Source organism: Rheinheimera sp. (genome assembly GCF_020217005.1).
Lineage (GTDB): Bacteria > Pseudomonadota > Gammaproteobacteria > Enterobacterales > Alteromonadaceae > Pararheinheimera.
Genome location: NZ_JAIWOI010000331.1, coordinates 1 through 10,000, shown reverse-complemented (window position 1 = coordinate 10,000; position 10,000 = coordinate 1). Strand labels below are relative to the sequence as shown.

Sequence of the window (10,000 nt, the reverse complement as noted above, 5' to 3'; positions counted from 1 at the left end):
CGCCACCACAAGATAGCGGCAAGTCGAAGGAGGAACTGACCGCTCTGCTTGAGGATGCAGAGCAGGAAGACGAAAAAGCGACAGAGGGGATTCAGTCCTTGCTGGATAATTTTGATACAGCGGACGCTGATGGTGACGGTAAGGTGACTATGCAGGAAGCAATGGCTTATCGCCAAAGCACTGAAGGCAACGACCCGATGACAGCGGCGGCAGGAATGCCTCCCCCTCCTCCGCATGGAGCAGCGGGTAGCACGGCACAGGACAGTGGAAAAACTGCGGATGAGCTGACGGCCATGCTGGAAGAAATGACAGAAACGGACTCTGAAATGGCTGCGGGTCTGCAGTCGCTGCTCGACAACTTTGCCAGTGCCGATGCTGATGGTGATGGCAAAGTCACACTGCAGGAGGCCAAAAGCTTCAGAGAAAGTCAGCACACTGAGTCTTCTTCTTTAGCCAGTAAGATCAGCAGCTCGGATAACAGCGAAAGTATCAGCAAGTTACTCAGCCGCACTTTGCAACAGCTGATGGACACTTACGGTGCTCAAACCAAGACAAATGCTCAATCTGGCGCTGCGGTAAATATCACAGCCTGAAATAAAGCATAGGAAAAAAGAGTATAAAATTCAGGAGTTTTGGGGTGTCTGGCACGGACGCTGCCCCCTTTTATTACCTCAACAAAGCTTCCAACTCAGGCAATGAATGAACTTCACAATCCGGCACTATACCGGCGGGCAAAGTGGCCTCAAAGCGATTGAGCCAACAGGTGTAAAAACCAGCCTGTTTACCACCACCAATATCAGCTATAGGGTTATCCCCCACCATCAACACTGTAGCCGGGTCAGGATTTCCCATCAGCTCTTTGGCATGAGAAAAGATCTGCGGATGAGGTTTAGCTGCACCAACCTGTTCGGAGATCACCAGAATATCGAAGTGATTATGCAGGCCTGTGCGTTCTAAACGTATTTGCTGTAAGTCGGTAAAGCCATTAGTGATAATGCCTAATTTAGCTTTGCCTTGCAGTGCATTAAGTAAACTGACAGCGCCAGGCAGAGGAGTGCAGACTTCGGCCATGGCCTGTAAAAAACCGGCATTAAGTACTGAAGGCGCAATATTTAACTGCTGCCCCCAATAGCTAAAACGTTGTTCCTGCAACTGTTTTGCACTGATTTCACCGCTTTGGTACTGCAGCCAGAGTGGTTGGTTCAGTGCCTGATAGTCTTCATAATGCTGGGTAGTAAAGTCCACGCCATAGCCTTTAAACAACAACTGCAACCCAGCATATGCATCAAAATGAAACAAGGTTTCATCGGCGTCAAATAAAATCCAGTTAAAAGCTTTCACGTAAATACTCTTTAAATTGAAAATGGGGTCAGATCACATTAGTTATGCGTAACTAATGTGATCTGACCCCATTTTTAGATCTCCTGATCTAAAGTGTTAATCATCGGAGCCGTTGACTATAGCTGCAATCTCTTCCAGACGGCGTAGCGCCAGATAGTTGATGGTGCGTTTTGGATACTGGCCTTTGCTATTGCGTTCACCTGCGGGCATATCCATCAGAAGCTCCAGCGCTTCATCCACCCCTTTGACCACATAAATATGGAACTGGCCCTGCTCTACCGCTTTAATCACTTCATCATTCAGTACCAGATTCAACTGGTTGCTGGCCGGAATAATACAGCCTTGTTTCCCCGTTAAACCACGGGACTGGCATAAGCGGAAAAAACCTTCAATTTTTTCGTTCACACCGCCTATAGCCTGTACCTGACCATGTTGGTTAATTGAACCTGTCACCGCCAGACTTTGGGTAATAGGAATATCGGCAATGGCGGAAATCAGCGCACAGACCTCGGCCAAGGACGCGCTGTCGCCATCTATTAAACCATAGGATTGTTCCATGGCGATATTGGCCGACAAGGTCAATGGGAAATGCTGAGCGTATTTAGCACCCAAATAGCCGGTTAACAGCATGACACCTTTGGAGTGAATGGATTTACCCAGCTCGACTTCACGTTCAATATCCACCACGCCAGTGGAGCCAGCAAAGACTGTGGTGCTGATACGGGCTGGTGTACCAAAAGCAGTATCGCCAATTTCCAGTACAGTTAAACCGTTGATTTTGCCAACAGCCCAGTCGTCTGTGTCTATTAAAATCTGGCCTTCCTGAATGTCTTCCAAAAAGGACTCGCTGATGCGGCCTGTGCGGTACTGTTTGCCTTCCAGCGCCATTTGCACATGTTCAGCGCGCAGTTCGGCCGAGTCATGCTGGGCGGCGTAAAAACAGGCTTCGCGCACCAGTTCCAGCACTTCGGCAAAACGGGCAGAGAGTTTGCGCTGATGTTCGGCCTGACGGAAACTAAAGTTCAGCAACTGCTTTAAACCGCAGGCCGACAAGGTTTCCATCTCCATTTGCTGAATTTGATCCTGAATTTGCAGCGACATATAACGCACGGTTTGCTCGTTAAAAGGCAAATAATGCTCAAAGTCAGCTAAGACGCGGAACAGTTCGTTAAACTCATCGTCCACGTCCTGCACCAGGTAATACAAATCACGCGATCCCAACAGCACTATTTTCACACTCAGAGGTATCGCCTTAGGCGTGATAATAGTGGAGTTGGTGACTGCATGATCGCTTAAAGTATCAATCAGGATTTCACCGGTTTTCAGTGCCAGTTTCAATGCATCCCACAAACTTGGCTGCGACAATAAACGATCAGCATCCAGCACAAGATAACCGCCATTGGCTTTATGCAAAGCACCAGGGCGGATCATGCGGTAATTGGTGTAGAGCGAGCCTTGCATCGAGCTGTATTCCACCCTGCCAAATAAATTACCGTAGCTTGGGTTTGGCTCAAAAATAATAGGAGCGCCGTCCATCAGTTCGTGATGCATCAGCACATTAGGCACAAAGTCGCCGACAAAAATACTGCGGATATCCAGCTCTTCCAGCTTGTCACTTTCCGCTTCTTCCGGCAGTAACTCCAGCATGGCTTTGACCAGAGCAGGCTTCATTTCGCGCAGATAACGTAATACGCCCAGCTCACCGGCATAATCGTGTTCCAGCTGTTTCAGCAAAGGCTTAATGGCTTGTTCTATGGTTTCACGCCGCAATGCCCGCAGGTTTTCCGACAGCTCACGTTTCCACTGCGGTAATTCCAGCAACTGCTCGTTTAGTATGGTTTCAAGCTCTGAGACTAAATCGTAGAAAAACTGCCGTTTCTCCTCCGACAAATTAGCAAACTCGTTGTCATCCAAGGCTTTGCCATCGACCACAGGAGAAAAGCTGACAGCGCCGTTTTCTTCATAAAGCACCACTTGTTGCTCTAAAGCTTTACGTTCGACCAAAGCAATAGCAGCTTCGTATTTATCGTCAAAGGCCTGATGTATAGCTTTTTTCTTGCGCTGATACCCCGGGTTATCAAAAGCGGCCGGGAAGGTATCAAGCAGCTCGTCTATTAAGGCTTCGACCTTTTTCACCAGCACTTTGCCTTCACCCGGCACTAAACGTAAGGTGCCCGGAATACGTTCATCATCAAAGTTATTGATATAACACCAGTCGTCTGGCGTGGCTTTTTCGCTGGCGGCTTGCTGCAAAATATCCTGCACTAAGGTGTAACGACCTAAAGCCGGTTCGCCCATCACATAGAGGTTATACCCCGGCATATCCATGCCAATGGCAAAATTTAATGCTGCCTTCGCTCTGTCCTGGCCGATAAAAGTGCTGGATAAACCTGTCACGTCCAGCGCTTGCTGGATTAGGTTCTTGTCCAATTGTGGGCCTAAATGTTCGGCGGTTAAAGCATATTTATGGCTGTTGTGCGTCATGCAACCTGCTTAGTGTTAAAAGATGAAAACTACAATTTCCGTCATCTTAACAAATCATTGAATAAAATGAAGGATATAAACCCAAGTAACCTGGAGTTGCAGGAAGGCGACTGGCGCAGTCAACAAAGCTGCAGCTTCAAAGACGACGGGTTTAAACGGGTAATCCATGACGACTAAAATGCTGCCCTCCACAATAAACACAAGCACCTAATTCAGACGGATGGTAAAAGGCCTGTTGTTGCTGACACTGCTGGCATTGATACAACCCCATGCCCACTTCTTCACCTTGCAGATACGTACCTTGATGCTCTAAATCCTGCATCAGTTCCTGCCATTCAATCTGGGTTTTGTCGGTAATGAGTGAAAGTTCATACCACAGCGTTTCTGGCCAGAGGGATGGTGCTTGTTCTGCTTCTGTGGCCTGACGTTTAAAGGTTTCGATAAAGAGTTGGGTTTCATAAGCGGTCAGCTCTTTACCTGCTTTGATATAAGCTTTGACTGTGTCGGCAAAACCGACCAGATTATCCAGTTGCTGCTGCCGCCCTTCTTTAAACATAGTAGCTAACTCATTGAGCCAATTCTGATATTTTTCTTTAAAATCGGACATAAAACCCCCTTACTACTTTTGTTTAGTATAGACGGGCAAAATCAACTGGCCGGATTTTAAACCTGTAGCCTGGCTTTTTAGTCGCAAGACTATTGCGGCTTTTAGCGCTGAAGCTCAGTCTGCAGACAGAACTATAAAAGGGGTTGTTGATGAAACTTAATTTTGCTTTTACCGCTTTTGCTTTGTTTTTTAGTGCAGCTAGCACGGCAGAGTACTTTCCACCTGCAGGGCAGTGGCAACACAAACCAGCAGCCGAATTAAAAGTGGACGCGACTTTGCTACAACAGGCAGTGGATTACGCCATCCAGGCTGAAAACCAAGCAGACCCGGATCAAGCCATTCATCAGGCCACCACCTTTGGTGCCAAAGAGCCTTATGACCAGATTATTGGCCCAATGAAAACCCGCGCTCCTGCCAACGGTATCATTATTTACAAAGGTGCAGTGATAGCCCAGTGGGGCGATACTCAGGCTGTGGATATGACCCATAGCATCACTAAAACCTTTTTAACTACAGTAACAGGTCTTGCCTGGCAACAGGGCTTAATTCGTAACCTGCAGGACAAAGTAGATGGCTATATGCCACATGGTGTGGATTTATATCAGGGCGCACACAACAGCCAAATTCGCTGGGATCATCTGCTACGTCAAACCAGCGACTGGCAAGGCACTTTGTGGGGCAAACCGGACTGGGCTGACCGACCTGAAGGTAAAACTCCGGCTGATTGGCCAAAACGGCCGCTACGCACACCGGGCAGCCATTACAAATACAATGATGTACGGGTGAATCTGCTGGCATTATCGACTTTGTATGTCTGGCGTAAAGCATTACCTCAAGTGCTAAACGAACAGATCATGATGCCTATTGGCGCGTCATCTACATGGCGCTGGTATGGCTACGACAACAGCTGGATTGAGCTGGATGGCCAAAAGATACAGTCGGTGTCAGGCGGCGGCCATTGGGGCGGTGGCATGTTTATCAACGCCTGGGATTTAGCCCGTTTTGGGTATTTGTTTTTGCGGGATGGCAAGTGGCAGGATAAGCAGTTGATCAGCAAAGAATGGATCAAACTGGCCAGTACAGGCGGCACGGCCAATCCTGAGTACGGCTTTGCCAATTGGTTTTTAAATCCTGGCCGTAAAGCTTTACCAAGCGCCCCTGAAACCGCTGTTACTTTTCAGGGTGCTGGCCGCAATATTATTTACATCGACAAAGACCACGATTTGCTGATGGTCGCGCGCTGGATTGGTAATGGTGATGAGTTAAATCAACTGGTTGGCAAAGTATTAGCTGCTTTACCCGATTAAACTCAATAACTAGCGCTGCTCTGCCAGCGCTAGTTTTACCCCCAAAGCGACAAATAAAGCACCAATCCCTTTGTTTAACAGCTTTGCCACACCTGAGCTGACTTGCATTTTTTGTCCGGCAAGGCCAGCACTGATAGCTAAACACACACACCAAAGCATACCGTTAAGGTTAAAAATAAAACCCAAAATAACAAAAGCCAAAGCTTTGTTAGCCGCATCCACGGCAATAAACTGTGGTACAAAAGCTAAGAAAAACAGCGCCACTTTGGGGTTCAGTACATTAGTGACAAAGCCCTGCAGGAAAATAGTTCGAAAAGATGCGGTTGATACCGGCCTGGCAATAACGCCTTGCGCCGCGCTTTTTGCTAACAGCATTTTAGCGCCCAGATACAATAAATAAGCCGCACCAGCCAGTTTAACCAGAGTAAAAGCTGTCGCCGAAGTAGCCAGCAAAGCCGACACACCCAAAGCTGCAGCAAAAATATGCACGCAAACTCCTGTGCCAATGCCTGCAACAGCGACCAAACCAGCACGCCAGCCCTGACTGGCGCTGCGGCTGACAATCAGCACTGTATCCGGTCCTGGTGAAATATTCAGCAACAAACCAGAGATAATAAATAACCACAGATTTTCAATGCCAAACATCAGCCGCCCCTTTTGTGAAGTTTTTATTTTAAGTTCACCACTTTAGGCAGCGGCAACACAGTGGACAAGAGCCTTGCAACAAAATAAAACAATGCAAGGATTGCCTTTTGTTGCAGTTGTTGCCGACCCCCTGCTTGCGGTATGCTAGCGGCAATTTTTCCCGCCGGTTTCATCGGTCTGGTTTTGACTTCACGTTGGAAGGTTTTTAATGCACGAACAATATAATCCGCAGTTGATTGAACAGCAGCTGCAACAGGAATGGGAACAAACAAACGCCTTTAAAGTAGTAGAAGATGCTTCCAAAGAAAAATACTACTGCCTCTCCATGTTCCCGTACCCAAGTGGCCGCTTACATATGGGCCATGTGCGTAACTACACCATAGGTGATGTGATCAGCCGTTTCCAGCGCATGCAGGGCAAAAACGTGATGCAACCTATGGGGTGGGATGCTTTTGGTTTACCCGCTGAAAACGCTGCTATTGCCAATAAAACAGCACCAGCCAAATGGACCTACGCCAATATCGACTACATGAAAGGCCAACTGAAACGCTTAGGTTTTGGTTACGACTGGGACCGCGAAGTCGCGACCTGTAAACCTGAATACTACAAGTGGGAACAATGGTTCTTTACCAAGCTGTTTGAAAAAGGCCTGGTCTACAAAAAAATGGCCACTGTGAACTGGGACCCTGTGGACCAGTGCGTATTGGCCAACGAGCAAGTGATTGACGGCCGCGGCTGGCGTTCAGGTGCTTTGGTAGAACAACGCGATCTGGCACAGTGGTTTATTAAAATCACAGATTACGCCGAAGAATTATTACAAGACTTAGACCAGTTAGACGACTGGCCTGAGCAAGTCAAAACCATGCAAAAAAACTGGATCGGCCGCTCAGAAGGCGTAGAGATCGAGTTTAAAGTGGCAGGTTCAGAACAGACCATGACTGTTTACACCACACGTCCGGACACTTTATATGGCGTGACTTACGTAGCAGTGGCCGCTCAGCATCCATTAGCCCAACAAGCTGCAGTCAACAATCCAGAATTACAGGCTTTTATTGACGACTGCAAAGGCGGCAAAATGGCCGAAGCCGACATGGCGACCATGGAGAAAAAAGGCGCGCCAACAGGTTTGTTTGCTATTCACCCATTAACAGGTGAACAGGTACCGGTGTGGGTCGCTAACTTTGTGTTGATGCATTACGGCTCAGGCGCAGTGATGGCCGTACCTGGTCACGATCAGCGCGATTTTGAATTTGCTACTAAATACGGTTTAGCTATAAAACAAGTGGTGGAGCCTGAAGCAGGCAGCACTGCACAGTGCGATTTAACCAGTGCCGCCTTTACTGAAAAAGGCGTGCTGATTAATTCAGCTGAATTTAACGGTTTAGATTTTTCTGCCGCTTTTAAAGCTATTTCCGACAAATTAGCCGCTATGGGTGTAGGTCAGGTGAAAGTGAATTACCGTTTACGTGACTGGGGTGTATCCCGTCAACGTTACTGGGGTTCGCCTATCCCTATGCTGACACTGGAAGATGGTACTCAAGTGCCTGTTCCGGAAGAGATGCTGCCGGTGCGTTTGCCAGAAGATGTGGTGATGAATGGTGTAACCTCGCCACTCAAAGCCGATCTGGAGTGGGCAAAAACCACCTACAACGGCCAGGCCGCTTTGCATGAAACTGACACCTTCGATACCTTTATGGAATCGAGCTGGTACTATGCCCGTTACTGCAGTCCGGACCATGACCAGGCTATGCTGGACCCAGCCAAAGCCAACTACTGGCTGCCGGTTGATCAGTACATTGGTGGTATTGAACACGCCATTTTGCACTTATTGTACTCACGCTTCTTCCATAAACTGTTACGTGACGTAGGTTTAGTGCAGTGCGACGAACCGTTCAAACGTTTATTGTGCCAGGGCATGGTGTTGGCAGACACTTTCTACCGCGAAACTGAAAACGGTGGCAAAGAGTGGTTCTCTCCTGCCGACGTCGCGACAGAACGTGATGAAAAAGGCCGTATTACAGCCTCTATTTTAAAGACAGACGGCAAGCCGGTGTTATCCGCTGGCATGAGCAAAATGTCCAAGTCGAAAAACAACGGTATAGACCCACAGCTCGTGATAGACCAATACGGCGCCGACACAGTGCGTTTGTTTATGATGTTTACTGCGCCACCAGAACAAACTCTGGAATGGCAGGATTCAGCCGTAGAAGGTGCAAACCGTTTCTTACGCCGCATCTGGACTTTGGCAGCCGATCACAAAGAGCTGTTCAGCAACGCTGTGACCTCTTTGGAATTAAACTCCGATCAAAAAGCGCTGCGCCGCGATATTCACAAAACTATCGCTAAAGTGTCAGACGATATAGGCCGTCGCAACGTATTTAATACAGCTGTGGCCGCCATTATGGAGCTGACCAACAAAGTACAAAAAGCGCCTGTGGATACAGATGCAGACAAGCAAGTAAAACGTGAAGGTATTCAGACCTTAATTCAGTTACTGAACCCTATCACGCCTCACTTATCGCAGTACCTGTGGAAGGAGTTAGGTTTTACCACAGCATTGGAACAAAGCCCATGGCCAGTGGCTGATGCGGCTGCTATGGTGGAAGATGAAAAACTTGTCGTAGTGCAAATTAACGGTAAAGTCCGGGCTAAAGTAACAGTCTCAGCGGATGCGACTGAAGCACAAGTGCTGGAACTTGCTCATGCTGAAGAAAACGTGCAGCGTTTCCTGGAAGGTGTCACTATCCGCAAAGTGATCTATGTTCCGGGTAAATTGCTGAGCCTGGCCGTAGGATAAAATGAAAAAACACTTGATCTGGACAGGGCTGCTGGTCAGCAGCCTGCTTCTGAGCAGCTGTGGCTTCCACTTGCGTGGTAGCCTGCCGCTGGAACGTTATCCTGCTATTTTTGTTGACGCCAAAAAGCATTCTGAGCTGGCCAGCCTGTTGTCTGAACAGCTCAAAAGCAATGAGGTGAAATTGCTGACAGAATTGGATCCTAAAGCTCCGGCTCTGCTGCTACAGCAGGATAGTCTGGAACGCCGTACCTTGTCGTTGTTTCCCAATGGTCAGGTGGCAGAATACGAACTGATCTATAGAGTGAAGTATCAGTTATTACTGCCAGAGCGGGACATTCAGGAATTTCAGTTTGAGCTGACCCGTGATTATCAGGATGACCCCAATCTGGCATTGGCCAAAGCCAAAGAGCTTGATCTGTTACTGCAGGAATTACGTTCTCAGGCAGCCAGTCGGATTATCCGTCAGTTAAACCGGATCAACTGATGCTGAAACTGTATAGCAATCAGCTTGCTGCACAGTTACAAAAAAGCCTGACTTCAGTGTACCTGGTGTTTGGTGAGGAGCCGTTGCAAAAGCAGGAAAGCATAGATTTGATTCGTGCGGCGGCAAAAAAACAAGGCTTTGAAGAGAGACAAAGTTACAGCTGGGACAGCAGTTTCAGTTGGAACGATTTTCTGATGGAGCTGAATAACCTATCGCTGTTTTCTCCGCGCCGCATTTTTGAGCTGGAGTTACCTGCCAAGTTACCAACGGGCGCAAACGACTTATTAAAACAACTGCCTTCTTTGCTGCATCCGGATTTAATTCTGGTGCTGCAT

Annotated in this window: 8 protein-coding genes and 1 pseudogene; 5 read left to right on the top strand and 4 right to left on the bottom strand. The window is 48.0% G+C overall.

Annotated features, from left to right (window positions below):
* The coding region (locus tag LDL40_RS16245) for a hypothetical protein (RefSeq protein ID WP_300996494.1) at positions 1 to 593 on the top strand (593 nt) is incomplete at its 5' end.
* A gap of 73 nt (positions 594 to 666) precedes the next feature.
* On the opposite strand, the gene yjjG is transcribed toward LDL40_RS16245, so the two are convergent.
* From yjjG to LDL40_RS16230, 3 genes are all read right to left on the bottom strand, one after another.
* The gene (gene yjjG / locus LDL40_RS16240) at positions 667 to 1,341 is read right to left on the bottom strand and encodes a pyrimidine 5'-nucleotidase (protein ID WP_300996493.1); all 675 of its coding nucleotides are present in this window, start codon (positions 1,339 to 1,341) and stop codon (positions 667 to 669) included.
* A 96-nt stretch (positions 1,342 to 1,437) separates the two neighbouring features.
* Complete coding sequence (locus tag LDL40_RS16235) at positions 1,438 to 3,825, bottom strand: Lon protease family protein (protein WP_300996492.1); 2,388 nt, start codon at positions 3,823 to 3,825, stop codon at positions 1,438 to 1,440.
* Between the two features lie 151 nt (positions 3,826 to 3,976).
* A complete protein-coding gene (locus LDL40_RS16230; protein ID WP_300996491.1) occupies positions 3,977 to 4,432 on the bottom strand; it encodes a hypothetical protein in 456 nt (151 codons plus the stop codon).
* A 149-nt stretch (positions 4,433 to 4,581) separates the two neighbouring features.
* On the opposite strand from LDL40_RS16230, the gene LDL40_RS16225 reads away from it, so the two are divergent.
* A complete protein-coding gene (locus LDL40_RS16225) occupies positions 4,582 to 5,739 on the top strand; it encodes a serine hydrolase (RefSeq protein ID WP_300996490.1) in 1,158 nt (385 codons plus the stop codon).
* A 9-nt stretch (positions 5,740 to 5,748) separates the two neighbouring features.
* Here the strand turns inward: LDL40_RS16225 and LDL40_RS16220 are convergent, their stop codons facing one another.
* On the bottom strand, positions 5,749 to 6,384 hold the full coding sequence (locus LDL40_RS16220; protein ID WP_300996489.1) for a LysE family translocator: 636 nt from the start codon (positions 6,382 to 6,384) through the stop codon (positions 5,749 to 5,751).
* A 208-nt stretch (positions 6,385 to 6,592) separates the two neighbouring features.
* On the opposite strand from LDL40_RS16220, the gene leuS reads away from it, so the two are divergent.
* From leuS to LDL40_RS16205, 3 genes and pseudogenes are all read left to right on the top strand, one after another.
* Positions 6,593 to 9,181 carry a leucine--tRNA ligase gene (leuS, locus tag LDL40_RS16215; RefSeq protein WP_300996488.1) on the top strand — a complete coding sequence of 863 codons (2,589 nt, stop codon included), beginning with the start codon at positions 6,593 to 6,595 and terminating at the stop codon, positions 9,179 to 9,181.
* 1 nt (position 9,182) lies between these two features.
* Positions 9,183 to 9,665: an LPS assembly lipoprotein LptE gene (gene lptE / locus LDL40_RS16210; protein WP_300996487.1), complete on the top strand. Its 483-nt coding sequence runs from the start codon at positions 9,183 to 9,185 to the stop codon at positions 9,663 to 9,665.
* Positions 9,665 to 10,000 (top strand): annotated as a pseudogene (locus LDL40_RS16205) (DNA polymerase III subunit delta); the annotation flags it as partial. The gene lptE and the pseudogene LDL40_RS16205, both read left to right, overlap by 1 nt.